Below are 25,123 nucleotides of genomic sequence, written 5' to 3' on the forward strand. Positions count from 1 at the left end.
CGTACGGGCTACACCTCAATCGTCGTCATTTTGCGAATCAGGAACAGCCCAATGATCATAGATATGCTGGCGCCGCCTACCAGCATAAGCCCAATCTGATGGGTGAACAGCGCTCCGATGTAACTGGGCTCAATTAAATACAGAGCGACGGAAAGTCCGAATGGCAAGAGCCCGATAACCCATCCTGAAATCCTTCCCTGTGCGGTTAATGTCTTGATTTGACGTTGAATTTTGTTGCGGTCGCGAATCGTGTGTACAATTGTCTCAAGAACAAGGGCAAGATTCCCGCCCACCTGCCGCTGGATCAAGACCGCTTGAACCAACAAGTCCAAATCTTCACTTGGCATCCGTTCCTTCAAGTGCTCAAGCGCTTCTTCCATGCTTGTGCCGTACTGCATTTCCTTAAGCAGCAGTTCGATCTCATCTCTAATCGGCGCATCGGATTCATCGACGACCGTCTTTAGCGCCTGTGCAAAACTAAATCCCGCTCGAAGAGAACCAATGACTGTCATAATCATGTCTTCCAACCCGTCATTAAACTTCTTCATACGCTCCCGCGTTTTCTTCTTGATCCAGAATCTTGGCAACATGAATCCAATTACAAATCCGAAAATGACGATAGCCATGTTATTCTTAATCACAAACAGTAGAACTCCCAGCAGCAGCGCAGCGATCCATTGAAACATCACATACTCTTCCGGTGCCATAGCCACGCCGGAGCGCAAAATCATCTGCTCCAGCTTGTCGCTTTTTTTCTTGGTCAACACCCTCTCTTTCATCTGCTGGCGGTATACCTGCATCTGAACGATAAAGTTGAACCTCTTTTTTCCAAGCTTCTTCTTGTCATTCAGATCGAGAAATTTCTTCATTCTGCGGTTGATCTGGCGGTTCGTATTAAATAACCCCTGAAAGATTGCAGTAAAAAACAAAAGCGCCGTCAGCATGACCATTGCGGTCAACATCCAGATCAATTCGGCCACCCCTCTTCAATAAATACCGAAGATGGAATATGAATGCCCGAGGACTCCAGCCGGTCGTAGAACCTCGGCCTTACCCCTGTCGGGAGGAGCTTGCCGATGACTTTGCCGTTATCATCCACTCCATACTGCTCGAATGCGAAAATATCCTGAAGCACAATGACGTCGCCTTCCATCCCCAGGACTTCCGTAATGTTCGTTATTTTACGCGAACCGTCTTTCAAACGTGATTGCTGAATAATCAGATCAATTGCACCCGCAATCTGTTCTCTGATCGCTTTGACCGGCAATTCAATTCCCGCCATCAGCACCATGGTCTCCAGACGCGCGATCATATCGCGCGGACTGTTGGAGTGGCCTGTGGCGAGCGAGCCGTCGTGGCCCGTGTTCATGGCCTGCAGCATATCCAGCGCCTCGCCGCTCCGCACCTCACCGATTACAATCCGCTCAGGACGCATCCGCAGTGAGTTCTTCACCAGGTCACGGATTGTAATAGCGCCTTTGCCTTCGATGTTCGCAGGTCTCGATTCCAGCGAAATGACGTGATCCTGCCACAACTGCAATTCGGCCGCATCTTCAATGGTAATGATACGTTCATCGCTTGGAATGAAGGACGAGAGTACATTGAGTGTCGTTGTTTTACCTGAACCCGTACCTCCGCTGACAAAAATGTTCAGCTTCGCCTTCACGCACGCCTCCAGGAAAATGGCCATTTCACGCGAAACGGTGCCGAAATTGATCAAGTCATCGATTTTATAAGGATCTTTCGAGAACTTACGAATTGTAATTGTCGGTCCGTTCAGCGCAAGCGGAGGAATAATCGCGTTAACACGGGAGCCATCCGGCAACCGCGCATCAACCATCGGGGAACTTTCATCGATCCGCCGGCCAATGGGGGCGACAATTTTTTCAATAATGTTCATCACATGCTCGTCATCGCGAAACTGCACGTAGGTCAATTCAACTTTACCCTTGCGCTCCACATAAACCTGATTGGGTCCGTTCACCATGACTTCCGTTACTTCAGGATCAAGCAGAAGCGGATTGATCGGTCCGAAGCCGGTCAAATCATTGGCAAGCTCATCAATGACTTTCTTGCGATCCACTTTGCCGCGGAACGACTCATCCTCTTTCATAATTTCAACAGCCATGGCGTCAAGCTTCGGTATGATTTCTTCGACATTATCATCTTTCAGCTCATTGAAGATCTGTTTATATAACCGGTTTTTCAGCTCATGCTGCTTGTTAAGCTGCTCGCGCTGCTCTTTTTGCGGTTGCTCGGTTCCGCGAATACGGCGAAATGTAGAGATCAGGTCTTTCTTCTCCGGCTTGATCGCAGCGGCAGCTTCCTGAGGCTCCTCTTCCGTCGCTTCAGTATGCTGATATCCGTTTTTCGCCTGCAGTTTTTCAAGTAAACTCATACTTAGCACCTCCTGATGGTGTCATTATTGCTATAACGTAGAGGAATGGCCACCTAGCGCCCGCTGAATAATCGATTGAATGAACGATGTCTGCTTCGGTTGGAATACACTGATTTCACGTCGTTGTATGAGCTGCTCGGCAATTTTACATACCGCTTTGGCAATGTCGGTCTTCCCATTTTTCAGGACAAAAGGTACCCCGCTATTAAGCGACTGGCTCACCACTTCCCATTCGTTCGGCACGTAGTAAGGCATATCTTCGCCAAGAAAGTCCGGCACATCGGAAGCTTTGATGACGCTGTCCATCGTAGAGCGGTTGACGAGCAGCTTTATTTTATCGCGGAGCCCTAGCAAAATGAGCGTCTCCAGCATCAGCTTCGTGCTTTTTATCGCCGCCATTTCCAGCGTAGTCACCATGAAGACAGAATCGGCTTTCTCAATAATTTGTAAGGTTTTATCCGTAAAACCTGAAGGCGTATCTACAATAACGTAGTCATGCCCAGAAAGCAGCAAATCGCAAACCTTGTCCAGGCGGTCCGGGAAAACAAGGTCTGCGTATTCGGGGCGATCCGGCGCCGCCAGTATTTTCACCCCGCTGCTATGTTTAATGAGATAACTCGAGAGCGTATGCTTATCCATCGTATCTATGCTTTCCATCACATCCTTAATGGTGAACGTGGGATGCAAGTCCATAGACAGACCCACATCACCGAACTGGAAGTCTGCATCCATAATGCAGATCTGACTATTGCTGCTCTTGGTATTGTTCTTTGAGAGCGCAACCGCAAGATTGACGGCCATCGCCGTTTTACCGATACCACCTTTCGCGCTGCAGATTGCGATCATCTCGCCGCGCTTATTTCGTACCTGCTCTGTGAATGCTTTTTCTTCAACGGACATGTTACATGCCTCCTTCCATTCAATTGCGTTAGTACCTACTCGTCTCATTTCTTGGCTGCTTCAGGAACAACCCTGCTATGCAACGCCAGGCTAACATTGAAACGATCATCTGCGTTAATAATCTTCGGAACATCTTCCGGCTTAACTTCCAGCGTTACGGATGTGTACTCCGCATATGGATGTTGATCATCGACTTCGACCATTCGCCGGCCGACGGCCAGCACACGGATTTTTTCAAGCAGCATGGTGGATGCTTCGATCTGCTTATCATTTCCTTCCTTGGGAGGAATCGTGACAATCACATCCACGTAGTCATCAGGTTCAATGAGGTTCGATACAGACTGCACCAGATTGATCCCGACCGAAACCGCACGGAATCCATTCTGTACTTTCTTAGCTACAATTGCCGATTCATCTTTGCTTGTCTTCACGCGATGGCTGAGTAGAACCTCTCCAGTCTCAATCGTTGCGTCTGCAAATTTGCCATCCGCTCCCTGGATGGATTTGATGGCCTGCGGGTGAACGCCGAGCAATGGTACTTGCTTAATCTCCAGCATATCGGCTTGCAATTTCTGATTTCGCTTGATTTGCTGCTTGGCGACGACTACATCGACCATATTCTCATTGACTGTCGTTGCTTGATCGTACTGCTTCATGTAATTGAAAAATAAAAACGTCGTTATAAGTCCCATTATGAGTGCCGCAAATAAAATAATTTTTGATCTCATCGTTGTCACCTACTCTGTTAGTTTGATAGCATATGCGCCGCGGTTTACGGCCCCTGGTTTAACAAATCCGGTTCCCGTGCGCTCTATAAATTTACCTATGATTTCCTTGCTGTTGTAATCCATAGGGGCGGTGAGATAGAAGTAAGCGAATCCGGTAATTGCGATCTTTTTAAGCTGTCCATCCTCGTGGTAGTTTTTGCAGTCTTCAATACTATCTGCATTTTGGGGACAAGCTTTATAAACCGGCACAAGCAGAATCCGCGAATCATCACGGTGGCTTGTATCTCCATCGGCATAAGGACTTCGGTCCAATCGTGCTTGTACAGCTTTTCGAGTATCCCCTGCCACATTCCCTGTTTTCGTTTCGACTATATCTCCTACAGAAAGCATACCTTTAAAGCCGTATTCCAAATTGGTCTCGTATGTACTTGCGCCGCCGGCAGCATGCTCTCCAAGCGCAATAATCCCGAAGTTACCGTTTACCGCTTCATCATTGTCAACTTTGAGGCGATACTCCTGACCGTATACCAACACTTTCGATTCATCGATTCCGATTGGCGCAGCTCCCATCGCAGCTCCCATCGCCTCAATTTTCGCTGTTGCTTTCACACTAACCGGCATCTTGTCAATACCAATCACTTTGGCGAGATGCACACCTACGTCTTTCTTCAGCACAACGGTTGTACGGTCTTTCATAGCAGTGGACAATTTGACTAGACTTGCGCTTTCTCCATGATCATGCAGCACGTGATCAGCTACGCTGCGAACACTCTGTTCAGTGGCAGTTAGTTCTTGCGCGCCTGATAGGACTGTTGCATTTGCTGTCTTCTGCATGTGCATTTTGACTGCATATAACATGCCCCCATCTACTACAATAGCCGTCATACCCATTAACACTACTAAGACGAATGCAACCAAAACGGATACGTTTCCATCCTGCTGTACGATACTGCGTTTTAACTTTTCAAGAATAACGATGCGTTTCATGCTTAGCCTCCTATTCAACTCTTATCGTCGAAGCTGCTTTAACGGTCGGAGCAGGAAGCAGCTTAGAGATGACGGGGGTCATAAATGTAAGCGGATATTCCAATTTAACGGTGACATAGTCTCCGGGTTGACGCGCCGTATCATTCGGTGAGATTGTAACTTTTAATTTGTTCGGATCACCCAAATGGACATAGTTTGCAGCAAAAGCAGCCATATCCGCATCTTTTTTACCGAGCCCTCCAAGCCTCACTGTTTCTTGAGCTGCATTGTTCATATTCATATAGGCATACATTATCCGCCCAAAATCGAATATGCCGCATACAAGTAGTAGAAATATCGGAAGAATGACGGCAAACTCAGTCAGTGACTGTCCCCGTTCGTCTTTGATCATACAATTCCCCATCCTTTAAGCCATAAACTCAATACCGAACCGCCTGCAATGGCAACCCCATACGGATACGTAGAGGTTACGGTATCATTATCCGGAGCCGGAGATATTTTCACCCCATATCTTAAAAGCAGCATTGAGAACAAAATTCTTTTCAACATCTCGCGGACGCGCTTCCGTAATAGGAGGAGTACCAGTGCGATCACGCCGCCGATAAGCGCCATATAGACGGAGGTAAGCAGTACAAATGTCATGCCTTTGAAAGCACCGACAAGCGCAAGCAGCTTCACGTCACCAGCACCCATTCCTCCTAGCAGATATGGAATCAAAAGTATTCCCCCTCCTACAGCAAATCCAAGCGCCGCATCTCCAAAGCCGCCTATCCCGTCAATGAGGCCATGCAGGATAAACGCCAGGAGAATGCCCGGAAAGGTAACAAGATTATATATTTTGCGAGACTTAAGATCGGTAACAACACAAGCGGCAAGAATCAGAATTAGTATGCCATCCAGTACAATCATGACTGCCTCCGAACACCTGATTTTAAAAAAGGGTCTAACGTTCCGAAAAACGTAAGACCCTTTTGGTTGAATGCTTGCTATGCTTCGAACAGTATGCGCTTTAGGTGTTTACTCTAATTGAGAAGTCCATTATCTGTGATTACTTTATTGATTTTAGCTACACCATTTTGATAGATCGATTCAATTGTTTGATCGAAGCTTAGAATGATTGTAATTACACCAATCGCAATCAAAGATAGAACCAGACTATACTCTGCCGCGCCTTGCCCGTTCTCATCCGCATAGAAACTCGCAAATTTGTCTATCATATCAACACCCCTTCTTATAAGCGAAGGAATTATGAGTTACTAATTGCATTACCAAGATCAGTATTAACTTTTTCAAACAGAGTTAAAATCTTCCCTCTCAGAGCGATCAGAACACCAACCACTCCTACCGCGATAACGCCAAGCACCAAGCCATACTCTGTCATACCTTGACCTTGCTCTTCTACGATAAGACCTTTAATTTTGCCCATCATCATAATATCGCTCCTTTTAAAGAATGCTTACCATGCTTCATAAAGCATGTCTTGGATATAAAAAACCTTTCATATAAGAGAAGGAATTATTATGAGTTACCAACTGCATTGCCGAGATCATTATTAACTTTTTGAAACAGGGTTAGAATCTTACCTCTCAGAGCAATCAGAACACCAACCACTCCTACCGCGATAACGCCAAGCACCAAGCCATACTCTGTCATACCTTGACCTTGCTCTTCTACGATAAGACCTTTAATTTTGTTCATCATAATAAAATCGCTCCTTTTATTTACTGGAATTGGACGGCTTGTCCGATTTGCGTACGTGTCTGCGCTATGCTGCCCGCCGGCAGCTCGACAACTGATGCAGTATTCTTTATGTTCGCACCTATGCGGCCTGGCACTACGCGGCTTTCAATCCCTACAATTGTGTGGTTACGATCGAGATGCAGGACATCAATCGCATAGTTCATAAAGAACGTATGAATCGAACGACAGGGCTCAATGTGAAGACAGGCTGCCTGAGGCAAAGCTTTCGTAAACATAAGTCCCTTCAGTCTGCGTACAAACGTCCGGGCTTCTGTCACCTGCTCGGCCAGGATCTCTCCCGTATTCAGGTTCACCAGCTTCAAACCTCATCCACCTCCTTAATAAAAAATCCCCGCCTTTGCCGAAAGGAGGGGATGTACATAGACATACTCCCGTCATCTTTCGGTAGCTGGCTGGCATTGCGCGCTATCGCACTTTAGCCCCTATAGCTTTGCGTCACCGGCTTTCGCCGGCTTTGCCTTTATCGAGATTCCGCGAAGCATGTCGGGAAATCGATTTATGAGTTCATCTTAGCCTACGAACGGATCGGCTTGGAATCGTCCTATTTCCTCAATTTTCTGATAACACTTTTTTATGATTCATATATCTAAAGCAATACTCGGTAATAGACCCTTAGATATAGAGATAGGTACCAAGTGGTAGAAAAATTCGATAATTTGTCAAAAATTACACCTTAATCTCATTGATCTGTAAAATAGTGGTTGTCCTATTGTATGACATCCACATAGTCTTGAAGTAGGTAGTTGATGCGAAATCGGGAAATAAACTGCCTGCTTTTTTTATGTATGATCTAGGCGTATGTCTAAAGCACCAAAGAGGCAATATTCAAAAAATTCATACCCGAGGGTCTAATGAACGCGAAAAAGCCCCTCACTAGGAGGAGCTTCTCGTCTTGGTAACTTTAGACTACTCGGATGTGCTGCCGTTCAATTTCTCTTTGAGCGCGTTCAACTGCTCATCGACTTTAGCTTGTTTCGCCACATCTACCGGTGTGTAGCTGCTAATGGAACCTGCCGGTACATAAGGCTTGCGGGCGATTTCAGCTTCTACTTCCATCTGCATGATTTTCTCTTCCATGCGCTGGAAGCCGCGGGAAGCAGTTCCGCTTTCGATCACACCGTTGTAGGAAACCTGAGCCATTTGTTTCTTTGCTTTTGCCAGTTGGGCACGGCTTACGAGTTCGTTGCGCTTGTTGCGCATTTTGTAGAATTCATCTTTCATTTCGTGCAATTGCTGAGTCAATTCATCAGCTTGAGCTTTGGATGCAGCGTGCATGTCCGTGTACTCAACGATTTTGTCTTCATGGTACAGTTTTTCTTCCAAAGCTTGGCGGGCGATTGCTTCTTGACCGTTTTTGAGTGCTGCCGCCGCTTTTTCTTCACGATCTGCAACAAGACGTACGGATTCTTCCAGACGTTGTTTCAGCTTGCGCTCGTTTGCGATTTGTCTGGCTACAGTTACTTCAGCTTGTGCAATTTCTTGCTCCATGTCGCGCAAGTACTGGTTCAACATAACGATTGGATCTTCAATTTTGTCCAAAACCTCGTGAATCGATGCTTTTGTCATATCTTTCATTCTTGTAAATACTCCCATTGTTTACACGTCCTTTTTAATAGTATCGTTAGTAGTTTCAAAGCGAGCGACTTTGGCTCTTAATTCTTCAACTTCTCTTTGCAAAGCTTTCTTTTCGATGTCTTTCATCATTTCATCAATGCTGTTGGTTTTGGCAGCATCGTAAGTCGGAGCTGCGTTATAATTGCCGGCTGCCGGACCTGTGTGGTGAGGTTTGTGAGGCTGCCAACCGCCGCTATTGTAGGATTGGCGGCCATATCCGCCGGCATAAGGATCATATGGCGGCTGATCAAAGCCGGGTTCTTTCGGAATGACAACCGCGGCCAGGAAGTAGATGAAAATGACCGTACCCCCAGTGAAAAATGTCGTAATGACAACCAGCAAGCGTAGCAACGTTGCATCTACATTCATCGTTTCGGCGAGTCCGCCGCATAGACCGGTAACTTTCTTATCTCTTCGTGAGCGATAAAGTTTGCTCATGATTGTGTTATCCCTCCTAATTTCACCCCACAAAGTGTCGTTATGCTTCGAAGCTTAGTCCGTCCGCATCGAGCTTTGCTCGATCGGCGTCTAAACTCACCGCTTAATGTGGTCATGCTCCATCGAGTTACTTCGATAAGAGTTTATACAATACTTTGCGGGGACCCCAGAATCTCTTTAGCTATTCAATCTTTTGCGTAGTGCTTCCATTTCAGCGTCTACTGCCGGGTTACCGGCCGCATAATAGCTTTCACGGCTCATGCGTCTTACATCGCGGAGCGTTCTTGCATGCAGCTCCATATCGGATACGCGCTCCTCCAGGCGGCCGAACATACGCGGTGTCGCATCCTGCGTCACACTGCTCATCCGGGCATGCAGCCTTTGCTGCAAGCGGGCGGATTCCATTCGCGCCAGGTAGTAGCTGCGTTTGTCTGCCACTTCTTTGTAATCAGCTTTCATTTGCTGCAGCTCTTCATCCAAATCGAGGATGGACTGCTTCGCCTGTTCATACAGCTCGTGATATTGCTCGCTTTTTTCTTCGGCTTGCAGCTTCTCTTGAAGCACAATCCGCGCCATATGTTCTTCGCCGGCTTTTAAAGCAAGCATCGCTTGATGCTCGCGTTTTTCTTTGGTTTCCAGCGCCGTCAAGTATTGCTGCCGGAGCGCCGCCGCGTGGCTGACGCATTGCTGGTAAAGCTTCTCGGATTGCTGCAGCTGCTCACGCAGTGCGGATAAATATTGATCAATCAACCGAACCGGATCTTCCGACCGTTCCAAATGTTCATTCAGTGTTGCTACGGTAATGTCTCTCATACGCCTAAACAGGCTCATCTCTCATACCACCTTTTTCAATCTCTGTATTCCATTACATTCACTTATACTCGCGATCTTCTCGAAGACAACATCGAGAAACCGTAAGCGATTAACCCGAGTGCAAGAAGGATTACAATCCAACCGGCTAATTTACCAAGCAGGATGATGATACCAAGCCCTGCAATGATCCATCCAAATTTACTGCCGTTTTTAATGCCCACATAACCAAGACCTACCATCGCGAGCGGAATTACGTAAGCCATGATCGAGCCTATGAACGGTCCCAAGTGGATGCCGACTTTGTTCAGTAGGATCAGCGCTCCGAATGCAATCAGCAGAACCGCCAAGCCTGTGTTTTTTTTCATCGTTTTTCGTCACCGCCTTTCGTTTGTTGTGCTCTTGTTCATGTCTTTATTTTAGGTAAAATCGCGGCCGCCCAAAACGGACCCGCGACGGTTTTTGATCCTAGACCTAAGTCGGGGCGGGGTTGGGACCTGCGGATAATGATAAGGGTGCATGACGTTCGAGACTGTCCGTAGCGCCCTTTTATGCCGCTAAAGGGCGGCACCGCGGGCGAGCGTGCAGCTGTAAGAGCCCGCATGGCTCGTACAGTGCATTCAGCTGTTTGGCACTTCGCACCGAGTGCTTTAGGTTACCGATTGCGTTTATCGCAATCCGATTTCGCCCAATTGCATAAACGCGTTGAATGGAGTTAGCGGCTGGAGTTCGATTTTGCCAGCTTATCATGTGCTCATCCAACATCCTTTCGCACAAACCAAGCTGCAATTTTGTAAAATCGGACTCCAAACTGTTTGGGCGGATGTATCTTATATGCAATTTGTTTTTCCGGACTTTAGTAACGATATGCTCAATTCACTAAAGAATTAGCTTTTATACCGCCGCACTAGACAATGGACTCTCATTTCGAAAAAGTCTTCTTCAACTCTACTATATTTGGTAAAATTTGTAGTTTTATTGCTGTGTGTGTATGATAGATAAGGAAAAATATTACTATATTTGGAAAAAAGGTGTTGGAGGGATTGGAAATGAAGCGGTGGATGTGCACTCTTGCTGTGATCACGGTTACAGCAATACTTTCAGGTTGTAATTTTGCGGGGAAAACCAATGGTACGCCAGGAGAAGGAGGAGCCCTAAAGAAGCTGGGAAAAGACGAGAAGGCTACAATCAAAGTGTTGTATTACGATAAACACTCGTTCTACCAGCAGTATGGCAATCTGTTCATGGCCAAAAATCCGAATATTGACGTTGAAGTGGTCTCCAATCAAGGTATTTATGGAGCTGGCAAAGACCCGGAGCAAGCGCTGGAGAAGCTGATTGACGAAGAAAAGCCGGATGTTCTTCTCGTAAACGGCATCGAGCAGCTTGAAAAGTTTGTGCAAAAAGGCCGTCTCTATGCGCTGGACGATGCCATCAAGCAGGATAAATTCGATGTGGAGAACCTGCTTCCGGCAACACTGGAAACGATCAGAACCAAAGGCGACGGTAAGCTGTACGGGCTTTCTCCTAACTTCTACAGCCAAGCGCTATTCTATAACAAGGATCTGTTTGAGCAGTATGGCATTGAGTTCCCCAAAAACAAGATGAGCTGGGAGGATGTCATTAACTTGGCCAAACGCTTCCCGATAGACGGTCAGGGCGATCAGCGAATTTATGGTTTTTCCGCCTATTCCTACATGCGGGACGGGGTTGGTTATCAGTACATGAGCAGCATAGGCTCCACGATGGGCCTGTCATTTTTCGAACCGGAGCAGATGAAGCTGACCATTCAGACGGATGCTTGGAAAAATGTGCTGCAGCTCACGGTCGATACGCTTAAATCCGGAGCTTTCTATGTGCCCAAAAATCAAAATGATGAAAGCAACGTGCCGCGGATGTACGAGGATCATCTCAAGCAAAATATGTTCGTCATGGGCAAGGTCGCGATGACGATTGACGGCAATTATATGATGCAAAATTTGCAAGAGGCTAAAGATCGTCTCAAAGACGTGAAACCTGTCAATTGGGATATTGTGACGGTTCCCGTTGACCCGCAAAATCCGGACTATTCGAATAACGTTTCCATTTCCAATGTTTTTGGTATTCATGCTCAATCGCCCAATATCCGGGCAGCTTGGGAGTTCGTGAAATATATTAACAGCGATGAATTCGCCAGAGTGATGTCCAAATCGTCGGATAACCTGTTGACCCGCACCACCTATGCCAAAGAAAGGGACGGTCATAATCTAGAGCCGTTCTATCTGCTTAAACCTAACCCTAACAGCATTTATAAAGGCTATGAGAAGCTGCCCGGTAACTTCTACCAACCATTCAGCATGTTGGCCAATCAGGAAATTCAAGCGGTCATGGATGGCAAGAAATCTGCCGATGACGCATTGAAGACCATCCAAGAGAAGGGGCAGGAACAGTTGCTTAAAGCCAAGCAAGAAGATGATGCGAGAAAAGCAGCGGAACAGAAATAACACTTAGCAGGCAGACCCTCCCTAAATTAGATGGAGGGTCTTATAATTAAGCTAATATTGCCGAAAAGGAGCTCAAATGATGAAAGAAATCGCAATCGGCCCGATAGAACAATTTGCAAAACTTCCTGCAGAGGTTGAAGTAGAGCGTAAACCGTACTTTCTCATCGAAGAGGATGGCTATAAACTCATGTCCCGCAAGTGCCCGCATGCCGGCGACACCGTGGAGCTCGAGGACGGAGAACTCGTATGCCCGATGCATGGCTGGACTTTTGAAGTCCATACCGGGCGCTGTCATAACGTACCGAATGCCAGACTGACCGTGCATGACGTCATCCTGCGAGAGGGCACCCTATTTGTGCAACTGCCATAACCGGGTGCAATAGACGATGCCCACCAGACCTTTCCCATTCGGGAAGGGTCTGTTTTTTTTGCATACCTCCCACCGCTCAGATGCATACTAATTCATCATGAGAAAAGGTGGGAACTAACGATAATGCTGCCATTCTTGCTGCGTATCCTTTTGATCACCGTATTGCTAACCATGCTGCCATATAAAGCAGCAACCTCCTTGTCCAAGGAGGTTGCGGAAGCCCCTTTGTTTTCATTCTCTGTTCTGAGCGATGTGCATATCACGTCGTGGGACGGCGAAGCGCAGAGGCGTTTGCGCCAAGCGCTAGCCGATCACCATGCGCTTCGTCCGGACAGCAAGCTGCTTGTGCTCAACGGCGACCTCACGAACGGGGTCGAAGCCGATTACCGCAGCTTGCTGGGCCTGCTTGGGAAGCTGCCGCACGCGCCCATCCATGCAACGATGGGCAACCATGACTACTACGGCGTGTGGCACACGCCGGAAGGCGGTATGGATACGTCGAAGCTGAATCCCAACTGGTCGAGTGGACAAGCCATTGCGTTATTCAACCGCATGTTTCAGTACGATAAGCCCTATCACGAGCTGATCGTGCAGGGTTACCGCTTCCTCTTCCTTAGCGGGGAAGCGTATCGAGATGTGGACGCATCCGTGAACGAAGATGCGTTCCTCTCGCCGGAGCAGCTTGCATGGCTGAAGGAGCGGCTGGATGTCTCAGCCGCCTCGGACGCGGGCAAGCCTATCTTTGTGTTCCTCCATCAGCCGCTGCCGAATACATTGGACGGCACGGATCGGGAGCTGGGCGTCGTCCAGCACAAGGAGCTTCGGGAGCTGCTGGATGCGCATCCGAATGTCATCCTGTTCAGCGGGCACACGCATTGGAACCTGGAGACGACCAACCAGGTGAAGCAGCTAAAGTTTGTTGCCGCTTCTAGCGCCTCCATCCGGCAGGTGTGGAACGCTCGCAACGAGCCTGAGACGAGCTTGATCAGCCAAAGTCTGATCGTAGACGTCTATAAAGACCACGTGACGATCAACCGCCGCGAGCACTCCGAGCGGCGCTGGATCGAACCGTCGATCGTGAAAGACTACGACGTCAAATAGGCACCTGCCGTCTCCGCATCAGCCCTCCCTGCGTATGATGATAGCGGAGGTGTTTGTATGCGGGTTATGACGAACCGAGGGACATTGAAGGTGAAGGGCCGCTTTTACGCTGTCCAATTCGGAGATTCACTCTATACGATCTCTCAGCGATTTGACGTCAGTGTCGCCGATCTGTTAACGTTTAACGATCAATTGAACGGATTAAGTACGATTTACCCCGGGGAGATCCTGTATATTCCGGTTATGAACCTGCAAATCCAAGCGAAGAAAGTGAAAAATGCTGCCAGACAGGGCTAACATCGCCCTATTGCTGGCAGCATTTTTGTGACTTTAGCAGACATCCAGACGATAGCCAAGCCCGCGAACGGTAGTGAAACGGATCCCTTCCGTAAAGGCGCTAAGCTTATTTCTGAGCCTTTTGATATGTACATCGACGGTTCGCTCGTCCCCCTCATAATTGACTCCCCATACCTGTTCAATGAGCTGGCTTCTCGATAATATTTGATTCGGGTGACTGGCCAGCGTGAACAGCAGTTGGAACTCTTTGAGCGGCAAGATGAGGCTGTGACCTTGAACTCTGACCTCATGCATAGCGCGGTCGATCATAAAGTCGCCGTGTTTTATTTGCGTGAATGAAGCGACTCCATAGCGCTTAAGCAGCGCTCTCACCCTCATGACCAGCTCTTCGGGATGAAAGGGCTTGACCATGTAATCATCCGCGCCAAGCTGAAAGCCCCGGACAACGTCCGTATGATCCCCACTGGCCCCAATGAGAAGAATTGGTAAACTGGCATCTGTACGCAGCTCGCGGGTGAGCTGCCAGCCGTCCAGGCGGGACACTGTCACATCAAGGATAACCAGGTCCGTCGGCGTACGATCGAGGAGCGTCAGCGCCTCGCATCCTTCCGAGATACTGGTCGCCTCGAATCCTTCCCGCTGCAAAGTATACCGTAACAAATGTCGAATTGGACCGTCTTCGTCTATGATGAGTACGTGTGCCATGTTATCGGATCACCTCTGCTGATACAGCCTTAATGGAATTGTTTGATCAGGCGTTTGGCCGTTCCGTTCGGCGTCTCGATGACTTCGTACATGTTTACGATCACGCCGGAGTCTACCTGCTCGTCTTTCAATCCGGTTACGACGATCTTTTGCTTGCCGCTGATCAGCTTGCCCGTTCCCGTCAACGTAGCCGATTGAGTGCCTACAATGCGACCGAGCGAGTCGACCATATCGAATTCGATTGTGGAGAAGTTCGAATCGATGATGACTTGATCTTCATGCTTCACGTCGAGATCAAGGTTCAACTGATACGAATACGTGCCATTGTTGTACAGCCAGCTGATCGAGTCGCTGTTCACTTTAATCGAGAACGGATACAGCGCAAGCGTATCGCCTTCGTCCTCTTTCTGTAGAGCAACTTGATAAGTACCTATAGACACTTTGCCTTGAGAAAACGATTTGTCGTCAAAAACGTTAAGCGCAAACTGCTCGTCTTCAGCTTCTTTCTTATTCGGAAGCAGGTAGGAGTAACTCACCACATAGGAGCTTCCCGGCGTAATCTGTGTTGCAACGGAGGTTTGTCGCGTTCCGGTATAAGTGTAGCCCCTGCTGTCGATCAGCTCGTTCTGAAGCTCAGGAAGCGCGATGGTGCTCGTGCCGTTATTCGTAATTTTGTATTTGGCGATGGCGGTTTTGTAGCCCAAATCATCGTTCTCGTGCGCGTGCAGCTCGACCAGTGAGACGTCTGCATTTTTATTGATAATGGAGCTGTTGCTGAAGGTCAGCTTGCTGCCCAGCTTGTAGCTTGCAGCTGTCGTAAATCCGCTTTGCGCTTCACTAGCACCCTTGAGAAGGAAGACGGCGACAGGCATTTGACCGGTGGAACCGGCGCTTGTCGTCGAAGCAGATGCAGTCGTTGACGCTGTACCTGTTGTGGACGTGTTAGCCGTAGTCGTTGCTGTACTCGACGACGATGATGCACTGCTCGAGCTTGCCGAAGCTGCCGCAGTCTTCTCCCACAGGACAAGCTGCGTTGCGTTCGGATCTATACCGTTCGGCAATACCGCATTGAAGTAATAGGATGTCGTCTCCTTCGGCGCCAGGTAATCGGCTCGGGCCGAATTGTCGGTAGCCGTCAACGAGGTGCCCGAGTCTCCGAATTGGTAGGTGGCGAAGAAGGAAGGCACTGCCGCTGTAACCTCGCCGTCATTACTGAGCGTTACAATCGTTTGTACATGAACGCCGTCGGATTGCACGGAGTATTTGGAAGAACTTGTCTTCACCGTAATCTGCTCGCCGGCCTGCTGTCCGATATACGTCTGCTTGGTGTCCAGAGCCGTGGATTGCAGTGAAGAACTCAGGCTCATCGTTCCGAGCGTAACATCCTCCGTTTGATTCAAGTAAAATAATTCCAGCGACAATCCGTTCGTTGACATTTGTTTCGAAACCGGAGTTTTCAATGTAATCGTATCGGCTTCGCCCGGAAGGAATGTAGTACCTGACCCGTTCGCGATCGTCGACGTATATTTCAAACCGTTCGCATCCACAAGTCTAACCTGGAGGCCGGCTGGCAGCTTCACACTGCTGGAGCCGAGGTTTTTGGCTGAAACTTGGGTATACATGTACCACTTGCCGCTCTCGGACACCCGTACGCTTTGACCCAGTTGAAACGCTATAGCAGCGTCATTCGCCAACGTGCTGTCGAGCGTACGGAGATTGATAATTTCCTCCGGTACATTCACCTGCCCCCCTTGAAGGGCGGAAGCTACGGGAAGCTCACCGAGATGGTTCATGAAATCGGCTTTGCCCGCATCCCAACGGAACACATCAATCTTCAATTGTTCCGCGGTTTCGCCTGCCGCCAGACTGGAGTAGAAGCGGAAGCTCTGTTCCTGTCCGGGAAGCACGCTCGCGCTCTTCTTCTCGCTCAACTTAGCCGTGTAGCTGTGCCCCGCAGTGTCTGTGACGCGAACGCCGTATTGGTTGAAGTCGATCGTTTGGCTTCCTCCATTATGTAAGAGAACGGAAAATTGAAGCGAAGAAGACGAGAGAGCAGCTTGGTTCAATGTAAAATAGGTCGAGTCCGAAATATATACCGCCTCTGATGCCGCCTGAGCGGCAGGTGCCTGAGCTGCCCATGAAGCGGCCGCCAAACTGCCGGTTAAGAGCAGCGCAAAACTTGTATGTTTGATCGAAATGGATATCAATTTGCGAATCATGGTTGATACCTCCTGGCTTGTTATTATAATGCTACCTTTTAGTCGAATCGGAGTGCGTCGATGGGTTTTAGTTTGGACGCTTTATTCGCCGGATATAAGCCGAAAATGACACCGACTAAAGCCGAGAATAAGAAAGCGTACAGCCCAACACTAAGCGATAAACTCGTTTCCTGACTCGGATTGATGTACGGCCATGCGAGCGATAAGGCAACCCCCAGGATGAGCCCGATGAGTCCGCCCATGCCGCTGATCAGCGTCGCTTCAACGAGGAACTGGAGCAAAATGTTACGGCGCTTCGCCCCTATCGATTTGCGAATGCCAATCTCCCGAGTGCGTTCACTAACCGTCACGAGCATAATGTTCATGATCCCGATACCGCCCACAAGCAGGGAGATCGCGGCCACAGCGACCAACTGATTCGTCAGTGTGCTGGAAGCCGTCTGCCTGGCGCTAATCAACTCGGAAGAATTGAAGATGTTCCAGCCTGACGTACTTTTGAATTTATTGGTGAGGTACATCTGCAATATCGTCTGAACCCGGCTCACATCATTGCCGGATGCCGCTTCCACGTATGCTGAGCGAATGGAGCCCAGCTTGAAATCCCTGCTCATCGTAGGCAAAGGCACAATTACGGCGCTGTCCAGAGAAGTCCCGGCCGTATTGGATCCTTTGGTCTGCAGCACGCCGATGATCGTATACACGAACCCGTTCACATTGATTTCCTCATCAATCGGATCTTCCGTGCCAAAAAAGCTATTCGCGACATCACTCCCGATGACGACGACGTGATTGCGATAATCGAGATCCGCCTGGGCGAGGAAACGACCGCTGGCGATTTTGCCTTTTTGCAAATCCAGATAACGGTCGTTCGTGCCGATGACGCTGTAAGTTTCCGTAGTCCGGTCATATTTAATGCTTGTGCTTCCTCTAGTCATTGTCGGCGCGATGGCGCTAATGCCCGGCGTGCTTTCCAGCTGCATGACTTCATCGTAATTCAGCTGCGTGGCGCGACCGTTACCCATGAGGTTGACCGTCAAGAGGTTGGCGCCTAGCCCTTCATACTGCTTTTCGATCGACTTGGATGTTCCCTGCCCGATCGACACGAGTGTAATCACAGAGCTGACCCCGATAATGACACCCAGCATCGTTAAAATAGTCCGCAGCGGATTCGACCGCACGGTCGCCATCGCCATTTGAAATAGTTCCCAAATTCTCATAGCGTTACGGCCTCCTGCTTCTCAAGCGCCTGCTCCAGAGCCGGTTTGGTCAGGGGCTCATTACGCACATCCTTGATGATTTCACCGTCGCGCAGCGTCACGACCCGCTTGGCATTGTCGGCAATATGATTGTCGTGCGTAATCAATACGATCGTATTGCCCTGCTGATTGAGATCTTTGATCAATTCAAGCACCTCGATGCCGGTCTTCGAATCCAGCGCGCCGGTAGGCTCATCCGCCAGAATCAGCGAAGGCGATATCGCCAGCGCTCTCGCGATGGCAACCCTTTGCTGCTGACCGCCGGACAGCTCGCTGGGCTTATGATGGCCACGCTGCCCCATCCCGAGCTTTTCCAGCATCCGCTGCGCCTGTTCCCGGCGTTGTTTGACGGGAATTCCTGCGTAAATCATAGGCAGTTCAACATTCTCGATAGCGGTAAGCCGGGGGAGCAGGTTGAATTGCTGGAAAATAAATCCGATTTTCTTGTTTCGCAATTCGGCAAGCCCGTTGTCCGACATTTTCTCGGTGGAGACACCGTCCAGCGTGTAGGTGCCGGAAGTCGGGATGTCGAGCAGCCCGATCGTATTCATCAGCGTCGATTTGCCCGATCCGCTGGGACCGATGATGGCGACGAAGTCGCCCTCTTCAATATGAAGCGTGATGCCGCGCAAAATTTGCAGTTCTTCTTCGCCTCGGGCATAGCTCTTGGTAATCTGATTCAATTCAATCATATTCATTGAAATGGCTCCTTTCCGGGGGCTAGCCTTACTAGCCGCCTCCGCCTCGGGTTCCGCTGCCTCCGGTTCCTCCGGTTCCTCCGGTACCACCGGTGCCTCCGCCCTGGAAGCCTCCTCCGGCTGCGCCGCCAGGGAATCCGGCTCCGCCCGGGAATCCTCCCTGCATCATTTGCTGCTGGTTCGTCGTTGTCGTTCTCCGGGTCGGCATGACCACTTCATCGCCTTCCGCCAAACCGCTGACGACTTCCACCTGTGTTTTGCTGCGAAGGCCAATCTTAATTTCATGCCCCTCTATGGCGGTACCGTCGGCTTTCTTCAAGGAAACGGTCGTTTTGCCCTTAGAGGTCGTAACCGCTTGAATCGGCAGCACCAGGATGTCTTTTTTATCTTGAATATAGATTTCAGCCGTTGAGGTCATGGCATACTTCAAATCGTTCTGCGGCGTATTCGGAATGGCAACGACCGCATCATAAGTCGTAACCCCATTCGTTGTCGTTCCCACGTTGGAGACGGAGGTCACTTCGCCATCAAACGATTTGCCTGAGATTGCATCCACCTTCACCGTCACCTTTTGACCGACTTTCACGCTGGTCAAATCCAGCTCATCCACCGCAATCGCCAGCTGCATCGTGCTTAAGCTTGCCACGGCTCCCAAAGTCGTATTCGCCTCAATCTGTGCGCCGACCGGATAGTTGCGCAGCACATTGTTCTTGCTATTGGCGAAGTCCGCCGAGAACACGCCGTCGAACGGCGCCGTGATCGTCAATTGGTTGACCTTTTGCTGCGCGTCATCTACGCGAATCTTCTGGCTTTCAATCGCCGCCTGCTTACTGATGATGTTGTTCTGTAAGTCGTCGTTGAAAATCGTGGCGATCAGATCGCCTTGTTTTACCGTTTCACCGTCTTTGAACTTCATGCTTTTAATCGTACCGCTCGCTTCAGAGAAAATCGCGGCAGTGCGCACATACTCCAGTGCGGCTTGCTCCGAAGACTCTACTTTACTATCCCCGCTGCCAATGCTGCCCTTTACCTTCAAACCTGCTGAAAGCGTTCCGTCATTCGACACCAGCACCTCCACATCAACCAGTTTATTGCCGCCCGCATCAGCCTTGATTTCACGACCGATCGTATTCACCGAGCCGACCTTCGATAGCAGGTAACCATCCACCGAAAGCTCGACATTGTCGCCTTTTTGCAGCTGTACAGCCTCTTGCAGCGAGAACGGCAGTTTCACCTTGAACTCTGTTGTATCCGAAATCGTTCCGATTTTGGTCGTTTTATTCACTTGGCTGCCCACATCCAGATTTGAAGCTAGCGTAAGCTTGCCGCTTATAGAGGCTGACATGCTCATATGGTTCAGTTCGTTCTGCAGCTCTGCCAGTTCCTTCTCCAGCTGCTGCAGGGTGACCTGTGCCTCTTTGAGGTTCGTTTCGGTGGAAGGAACGGACAACTCCACAAGCACGTCGCCTTTCTTGACGGCCTGATTTTGCGTCAAATTCATCGTCTTAATGATCCCATCCACTGGGATTACAATATTTTGCTTGTCCTTCGCATCCAGCTGAGAGGTGCCTGATACTGTAGAGGTAATCGCCCCCTTCGATACTTTCATCGTCGTTTGCTGGGTGGCTGCTACGGCTGGCTGCGACTTCTTATGTATGTAAAAATACGTTCCCGCTCCACACAACATGGCAGCTAAAACTACAATGATCCATTTCTTTTTCCGGCCCAACTTCATTGATATGTCCCCTCTCCCACTTTCCCAAGACCTCGAACGTCTTAGGCTTCAACATCTTTACGAAAACAAGTGTATAGGGGCAGGCTGAAATACGTCTGAACATCGGCTGAAAGTAAGTTGAATGCAAGCTGAACGTTTGCTGAAAAAGGGAGTGGTTGAGAGTAGCCTTATACTTACTCGATGTGAAGTCAGGTGGCAATTCCCAAGCTGCCGGTATGAATTATTGGGCTGGAGGAAAAAATAGGAAAGCAAATCCGTTCGAGGGAGGTGTACGATGAAGGTTGCCGAAAAAGTCACTGGAACCCAGCTAGGCTTATTAATATTTTCGTTTGTAGTTTCCACGCTCATCTTATCCGTCCCTGGCGTGATGGTGGCGTTTGCCAAGCAAAATGCCTGGTTATCGGTATTTCCTGCTTCAATAACAGGATTTGTGAGCATATGGGTGATGACGACACTCGCGGATCGCTACCCGGGTTTGACGATTATGCAATACTGTACAAAGATCGTCGGTAAATGGCCTGGAAAATTGCTGGGGTTTTATTTTACTTACTATTTGTTTTTTTTCATTACGAGCACAGTGAATGAGCACGCTGGATTTATTAATATTGTTCTATTGCCAAAAACTCCATCGATAACCGGGATCATAACGATCTTGATCCTCTGCGGCTTTGCTGTTATTGCCGGAATTGAAGTCATCGGAAGGTGTAATGAGTTTATTGCACCGCTGATCATCCTGTTCTTAATTCCGCTTTTTATTCTGTCGCTGGGGGACTCCGATCCCGCCCATCTTAAGCCTATTTTAGGAGAAGGCATACAGCCCGTATTAAAAGGAGCCGTCGTTCCTTCCGCCTGGATGAGTCAATTCTTTTTTATGGGATGGCTTCTTCCTTTTTTGAACCAACCGAAAAAAGCCCGCAAACTCTCGCTGATCGCGCTTTTCAGCATGATGGCTCTAATCGTGATTATAGATTTGCTGACCATTATGGTCTTCGGTCCGATAACGGGTAAACTGAACTTTTCATTCTTAAGAGTCATTCAATATACAGGCATTGTCGGCTCCTTTGAACGTTTGGAAGCCATCGCCGTTGCGATGTGGGTGACGGGAATCTTTGTCAAGGTCTCGGTGCTGTTGTTTATGTTTTGCCTTAGCGTAAGCCAGCTTTTCGGCATACCAAGTTACCGGGAAGTCGTTTCCCCGGTAACGCTGCTGTCCATCGTCGGATCGGTTTGGATTTTCAAAAATGCGGCTGAATTTCAAAACTGGATTACACTTACTTACCCGATATTGGCCTTCTTTACGCAAAGTTTTCTGCCATTAGCTCTCCTACTGATAGATACCATTAAAAGGAGATTGAACAGATCATTGCCCTAGAATCATTTTGCCGATAGGCTGAAAAATAATTTCATAAGGGACAACCAAGCTGGGCAGGTCAACACCCGCCATCAACAAGGACCCGATAACGGCAGACACTCCCATTAATCCTCCGTATACGGCAGCCTCTTTCGTTTGTTGCTTAACCAACAGAGACCGTATTTTAATAAATGACCATACAACGATTAAGATTACAAATCCGCTAATTTGCGTAATCATTATTTCTTGATCTCCTTTTCTTTCATATGCAAGGGAGCGCCTGCCATCCCCGATCCGCGTATAGAGATTTTAACCGCAATGGAAATTTCCGCCTCGGGGAACTTTTTGTCCCATTGCTCCTTCAACACTTTCCACTGTTTAGGCTCATTACGGTAAATTTCTTGACCAAAACCCACAACATCTACTTTGTATTGCTTTTGGACCTTAGATAAAAAATCTCTGACCTGTGTCTCAACTGACTTCTCCATTGCTTTCTGCACAAGTTCAAGATTCTTTGGCTGACTGATATCGAGCGGACTATCATTGTCATTAACGCTTCCTTCACCCTCCAACTGAATATTAAATTTAACCTTACCGCCGTTAATTTCAGGGATGATCTTTCGATTGGTTTTTGTTAAAACCATACCTACTTTTCCACCAGGCAAGTGGGCAATGACCCTGCCATTCTTCATTTGGTTTGTTGTCCAAAGCAGTCCGCCCGTTTCTTTTTCGCCCAATAAACCGGCTAATTTGAAATCTTTAAAGATCGCCGCTCCGGCCAACTGAAATACTTTATTTTTTCTTTCGTCCAAACCTTCAGATGGTACCGCAGATTCAATGACTCCCATGACCGGATGGATGCCATCACTGGATGATATCACAAACAAATCCCGTAATGTCGCCCCCAAATCGGATCCTAAGATTTCCATTTCCTTGACCGCTTCAGCCGGCACCTCTTCAAACGGATAGCGGACTTTCAAAATGTCCCGTCCCTCTCCCCCTTTTACAACCATAATATAGGTTCTTAATCGACTATGCGGATCTCGGCTGAAAAAATCCAGTAAATCTTTAATCCCATGTTTAGCCAGCTTTTCCCCTACAAAAACGACGCTGCGATGGGCGTAATATAACCTGCGGGATAGTTTTTTTTGAAGCCTCTGTAGCACTTCATTGGAAGTCTTCCCCTCAGCCGTTATAACAAAAAACTTTTCTTGCGTGCCTCCCCCCCTTGGGGTACCTTGTCCGGCTAAAGGGACTGCGACCTGAACGGATCCAAGTATTTCTCCTTCATCCGATAGGTCAAGAGCTGTGCCCATTACGAATGCAAGATCGTTGATTTCCGTACGATCCCAGCAGCCGCTTGTGATCAGTAGCATTAGAAGCAAACCTGTGTGAATGAATGGTTTCATTCCGTGGCTCCTCTTCCTTTCTCCCCTTGGAACGTGCCCTAATTTTCCTCGGAAGGCAGTTTTCCCTGATTTGGACCTGGCTTTTGCCCTTCAGGCATTCGTACCCTATTGTTAGTTCCCGCAAACTGTGGGCGCTGGGTTTTGGCCCATATAGGCGCACGAATCAATACATCCTTCATGTCCTTAAATGTAAGCGGGGCTATCGGCGTAAAATAGGGGACACCAAACGAACGTAGAGATGTGAGATGCAACAAAATGGCGAGGAAACCCAGCACAATCCCATATAGCCCTAGCGTACCCGCCAAGAAAAGAATCGGAAAGCGAAGCAACCGGATTCCGTTTGCAAGACTAAATCGGGGAATCGTAAACGCTGCAATTCCAGTAATCGAGACGACAATGACGACCGGAGCGGATATGATTCCCGCTTGCACGGCCGCTTGCCCGATGACTAATGCCCCTACGATGCTAATCGCTTGTCCGATCTGTTTGGGCAATCGAATTCCTGCTTCCCGCAGCGCTTCAAAGACGATTTCCATTAACAACGCTTCGATCACGGCTGGAAACGGAACCGGTTCTCTCGTGGATGCAATACTCAGCACAAGGTTAGTCGGTATCATTTCCTGATGAAAGGTCGTAATGGCGACATACAGCGGAGGAGCAAATACGGCAATGAAAATAAAAATGAAACGAATCCACCGAACGAAAGTTGCAACGGGCCATCGAATGTAATAATCCTCACTCGCCTGCATCCCGGACCAGAATGTCATTGGAACGATAAGCGCAAAGGGTGTGGTATCGACAAGAATGGCTGCTTTTCCTTCCAGCAACCCTGCTGCAACGACATCCGGCCTCTCCGTACTGTGAATTTGCGGAAAAGGGGAGAAAGGAAAATCCTCAATAAATCCCTCGATATAACTTGATTCAAGCACTCCATCTACTCGAATCCGGGATACCCTCTTACGAACCTCATCAATCACAGAGTCAGCTGCAATTCCATCGATATACGTGATAACAACTTGAGTCTGAGAAAGTTCCCCTACTACGATTGGTTCCATTTTTAGACGCGAAGTTTTTAGCCTGCTTCGTATTAACCCTATATTGGTTGATAAATTCTCAATGAATCCCTCTCTGGGGCCGCGAATGGCAGGCTCGGAAGAAGGTTCTTCAAGGCTCCGTTCCGCTTTGCCGAAAACTGCGGCAATCATCGCCCTGCTGTCACCCGCAGACAACACGGCGGCATGACCATTTAACACTCTACGAACAATGTCACTTATGTTGGATGTCATATTGGTCTCCCCGACGGAGATCATTCGATCATCCAGCACTTCAACATGGCCAGGAACAAAGTCATTGTGAATATTACTTTCAGTGATCAATGGTTGGAGTACATGGTCGTTCAGATATTTTTCGTCAATCAAACTTTCAAGATAAATGATAAGCCATTGAATTTGCCCGGACACTCGAATCTTGCGGTATACGACATCGGAACAGTTTTGGAAGATTTCTTTAAAAATCTTTTCATTTTGCGCGATATCTGAGGTCAATTCGTCACCCTCCGAATCAGCAAACAGAAGATCCTCCAGCATATCTGGATATACGGATTTTTTGCTTATCCATTTTCTAATCCAGTTCACTGTATAAGCCCTCCAGACAAATAACATGGTACATGTAGGTTTCCATTTTTTTGAAAAATATATTCTTATTGGACTTGTACCGCGGCCTGGAAAAATGACAAAGATCCCTTCCACTTTTGCAAGTGAAAGGGATCTTCGCTCCTAGGGGGATTTCTTATGATGATTCCAAATCGAGGGGATTGTTTCGAGGAATAACTCGGCAAGGACAGCTATTAGGAAATAAAATGGC

Annotated in this window: 28 protein-coding genes and 1 riboswitch; of the genes, 5 read left to right on the forward strand and 23 right to left on the reverse strand. The window is 48.4% G+C overall.

Annotated features, from left to right (window positions below):
* Window positions 1–8: 8 nt before the first annotated feature.
* The 15 genes from ICC18_RS19705 to ICC18_RS19775 all read right to left on the reverse strand — a co-directional run bounded on the left by ICC18_RS19705 (window position 9) and on the right by ICC18_RS19775 (window position 10,004).
* On the reverse strand, window positions 9–962 hold the full coding sequence (locus ICC18_RS19705; RefSeq protein WP_188176371.1) for a type II secretion system F family protein: 954 nt from the start codon (window positions 960–962) through the stop codon (window positions 9–11).
* A gap of 5 nt (window positions 963–967) precedes the next feature.
* A complete protein-coding gene (locus tag ICC18_RS19710; RefSeq protein WP_188176162.1) occupies window positions 968–2,398 on the reverse strand; it encodes a TadA family conjugal transfer-associated ATPase in 1,431 nt (476 codons plus the stop codon).
* A 30-nt stretch (window positions 2,399–2,428) separates the two neighbouring features.
* Window positions 2,429–3,298 carry a CpaE/TadZ family protein gene (locus tag ICC18_RS19715; protein ID WP_188176163.1) on the reverse strand — a complete coding sequence of 290 codons (870 nt, stop codon included), beginning with the start codon at window positions 3,296–3,298 and terminating at the stop codon, window positions 2,429–2,431.
* Between the two features lie 44 nt (window positions 3,299–3,342).
* A complete protein-coding gene (gene cpaB, locus ICC18_RS19720; protein ID WP_188176164.1) occupies window positions 3,343–4,026 on the reverse strand; it encodes a Flp pilus assembly protein CpaB in 684 nt (227 codons plus the stop codon).
* A 9-nt stretch (window positions 4,027–4,035) separates the two neighbouring features.
* Window positions 4,036–5,013 (reverse strand): Tad domain-containing protein, encoded by a 978-nt coding sequence (locus ICC18_RS19725; protein ID WP_188176165.1) that lies wholly within the window; start codon window positions 5,011–5,013, stop codon window positions 4,036–4,038.
* Window positions 5,014–5,023: 10 nt separating this feature from the next.
* Window positions 5,024–5,404: a TadE/TadG family type IV pilus assembly protein gene (locus tag ICC18_RS19730; RefSeq protein WP_188176166.1), complete on the reverse strand. Its 381-nt coding sequence runs from the start codon at window positions 5,402–5,404 to the stop codon at window positions 5,024–5,026.
* On the reverse strand, window positions 5,401–5,922 hold the full coding sequence (locus ICC18_RS19735; protein ID WP_223192707.1) for an A24 family peptidase: 522 nt from the start codon (window positions 5,920–5,922) through the stop codon (window positions 5,401–5,403). The genes ICC18_RS19730 and ICC18_RS19735 overlap by 4 nt, the downstream gene beginning before the upstream one ends.
* 113 nt (window positions 5,923–6,035) lie before the next feature.
* A complete protein-coding gene (locus tag ICC18_RS19740; protein ID WP_188176167.1) occupies window positions 6,036–6,230 on the reverse strand; it encodes a Flp family type IVb pilin in 195 nt (64 codons plus the stop codon).
* 29 nt (window positions 6,231–6,259) lie between these two features.
* Entirely contained in the window at window positions 6,260–6,445 is a 186-nt protein-coding gene (locus ICC18_RS19745; RefSeq protein WP_376745650.1) for a Flp family type IVb pilin, read from the reverse strand.
* 86 nt (window positions 6,446–6,531) lie between these two features.
* Window positions 6,532–6,714: a Flp family type IVb pilin gene (locus ICC18_RS19750; protein WP_188176168.1), complete on the reverse strand. Its 183-nt coding sequence runs from the start codon at window positions 6,712–6,714 to the stop codon at window positions 6,532–6,534.
* Window positions 6,715–6,734: 20 nt separating this feature from the next.
* Window positions 6,735–7,067 (reverse strand): DUF192 domain-containing protein, encoded by a 333-nt coding sequence (locus tag ICC18_RS19755; protein ID WP_312029574.1) that lies wholly within the window; start codon window positions 7,065–7,067, stop codon window positions 6,735–6,737.
* 87 nt (window positions 7,068–7,154) lie between these two features.
* Window positions 7,155–7,243: riboswitch (cyclic di-GMP riboswitch) on the reverse strand.
* A gap of 437 nt (window positions 7,244–7,680) precedes the next feature.
* Window positions 7,681–8,367, reverse strand: coding sequence for a PspA/IM30 family protein (locus tag ICC18_RS19760; protein WP_188176170.1), 687 nt, complete (start codon window positions 8,365–8,367; stop codon window positions 7,681–7,683).
* A gap of 3 nt (window positions 8,368–8,370) precedes the next feature.
* Window positions 8,371–8,826, reverse strand: a complete 456-nt coding sequence (locus tag ICC18_RS19765; RefSeq protein WP_188176171.1) for a PspC domain-containing protein — start codon at window positions 8,824–8,826, stop codon at window positions 8,371–8,373.
* A 177-nt stretch (window positions 8,827–9,003) separates the two neighbouring features.
* A complete protein-coding gene (locus ICC18_RS19770) occupies window positions 9,004–9,657 on the reverse strand; it encodes a PspA/IM30 family protein (protein ID WP_188176172.1) in 654 nt (217 codons plus the stop codon).
* A 44-nt stretch (window positions 9,658–9,701) separates the two neighbouring features.
* A complete protein-coding gene (locus ICC18_RS19775; protein WP_188176173.1) occupies window positions 9,702–10,004 on the reverse strand; it encodes a LiaF transmembrane domain-containing protein in 303 nt (100 codons plus the stop codon).
* Between the two features lie 681 nt (window positions 10,005–10,685).
* Here ICC18_RS19775 and ICC18_RS19780 point away from each other — a divergent pair.
* From ICC18_RS19780 to ICC18_RS19795, 4 genes are all read left to right on the forward strand, one after another.
* Window positions 10,686–12,119, forward strand: a complete 1,434-nt coding sequence (locus tag ICC18_RS19780) for an ABC transporter substrate-binding protein (protein ID WP_188176174.1) — start codon at window positions 10,686–10,688, stop codon at window positions 12,117–12,119.
* Window positions 12,120–12,195: 76 nt separating this feature from the next.
* On the forward strand, window positions 12,196–12,489 hold the full coding sequence (locus ICC18_RS19785; protein WP_223192708.1) for a Rieske (2Fe-2S) protein: 294 nt from the start codon (window positions 12,196–12,198) through the stop codon (window positions 12,487–12,489).
* Between the two features lie 123 nt (window positions 12,490–12,612).
* Complete coding sequence (locus ICC18_RS19790) at window positions 12,613–13,590, forward strand: metallophosphoesterase family protein (RefSeq protein WP_188176175.1); 978 nt, start codon at window positions 12,613–12,615, stop codon at window positions 13,588–13,590.
* Window positions 13,591–13,647: 57 nt separating this feature from the next.
* Window positions 13,648–13,887, forward strand: a complete 240-nt coding sequence (locus ICC18_RS19795; RefSeq protein ID WP_188176176.1) for a LysM peptidoglycan-binding domain-containing protein — start codon at window positions 13,648–13,650, stop codon at window positions 13,885–13,887.
* A 33-nt stretch (window positions 13,888–13,920) separates the two neighbouring features.
* Here ICC18_RS19795 and ICC18_RS19800 read toward each other — a convergent pair whose 3' ends face one another.
* From ICC18_RS19800 to ICC18_RS19820, 5 genes are read right to left on the reverse strand one after another with little or no spacing between them, the layout of a single operon-like run.
* Window positions 13,921–14,592, reverse strand: a complete 672-nt coding sequence (locus ICC18_RS19800) for a response regulator transcription factor (protein WP_188176177.1) — start codon at window positions 14,590–14,592, stop codon at window positions 13,921–13,923.
* A 29-nt stretch (window positions 14,593–14,621) separates the two neighbouring features.
* Entirely contained in the window at window positions 14,622–16,811 is a 2,190-nt protein-coding gene (locus ICC18_RS19805; RefSeq protein ID WP_188176178.1) for a hypothetical protein, read from the reverse strand.
* Window positions 16,812–16,849: 38 nt separating this feature from the next.
* Complete coding sequence (locus tag ICC18_RS19810) at window positions 16,850–18,028, reverse strand: ABC transporter permease (protein WP_188176179.1); 1,179 nt, start codon at window positions 18,026–18,028, stop codon at window positions 16,850–16,852.
* Entirely contained in the window at window positions 18,025–18,765 is a 741-nt protein-coding gene (locus ICC18_RS19815) for an ABC transporter ATP-binding protein (protein WP_282559204.1), read from the reverse strand. Before ICC18_RS19815 ends, ICC18_RS19810 begins: the two co-directional genes overlap by 4 nt.
* 31 nt (window positions 18,766–18,796) lie before the next feature.
* Window positions 18,797–20,500, reverse strand: coding sequence for a permuted SH3 domain-containing protein (locus ICC18_RS19820; protein WP_188176180.1), 1,704 nt, complete (start codon window positions 20,498–20,500; stop codon window positions 18,797–18,799).
* A 274-nt stretch (window positions 20,501–20,774) separates the two neighbouring features.
* On the opposite strand from ICC18_RS19820, the gene ICC18_RS19825 reads away from it, so the two are divergent.
* On the forward strand, window positions 20,775–21,872 hold the full coding sequence (locus tag ICC18_RS19825; protein ID WP_188176181.1) for a GerAB/ArcD/ProY family transporter: 1,098 nt from the start codon (window positions 20,775–20,777) through the stop codon (window positions 21,870–21,872).
* Here the strand turns inward: ICC18_RS19825 and ICC18_RS19830 are convergent.
* The 3 genes from ICC18_RS19830 to ICC18_RS19840 are packed head-to-tail and all read right to left on the reverse strand — an operon-like array spanning window position 21,861 to window position 24,885.
* Complete coding sequence (locus tag ICC18_RS19830; RefSeq protein ID WP_188176182.1) at window positions 21,861–22,091, reverse strand: hypothetical protein; 231 nt, start codon at window positions 22,089–22,091, stop codon at window positions 21,861–21,863. The genes ICC18_RS19825 and ICC18_RS19830 overlap by 12 nt on opposite strands.
* Window positions 22,091–23,260, reverse strand: coding sequence for a Ger(x)C family spore germination protein (locus tag ICC18_RS19835; protein ID WP_188176183.1), 1,170 nt, complete (start codon window positions 23,258–23,260; stop codon window positions 22,091–22,093). Before ICC18_RS19835 ends, ICC18_RS19830 begins: the two co-directional genes overlap by 1 nt.
* A gap of 38 nt (window positions 23,261–23,298) precedes the next feature.
* Window positions 23,299–24,885: a spore germination protein gene (locus ICC18_RS19840; protein WP_376745652.1), complete on the reverse strand. Its 1,587-nt coding sequence runs from the start codon at window positions 24,883–24,885 to the stop codon at window positions 23,299–23,301.
* Window positions 24,886–25,123 lie beyond the last annotated feature (238 nt).

This window comes from Paenibacillus sedimenti (assembly GCF_014534655.1).
GTDB classification, from domain to species: Bacteria; Bacillota; Bacilli; order Paenibacillales; family NBRC-103111; genus Paenibacillus_E; species Paenibacillus_E sedimenti.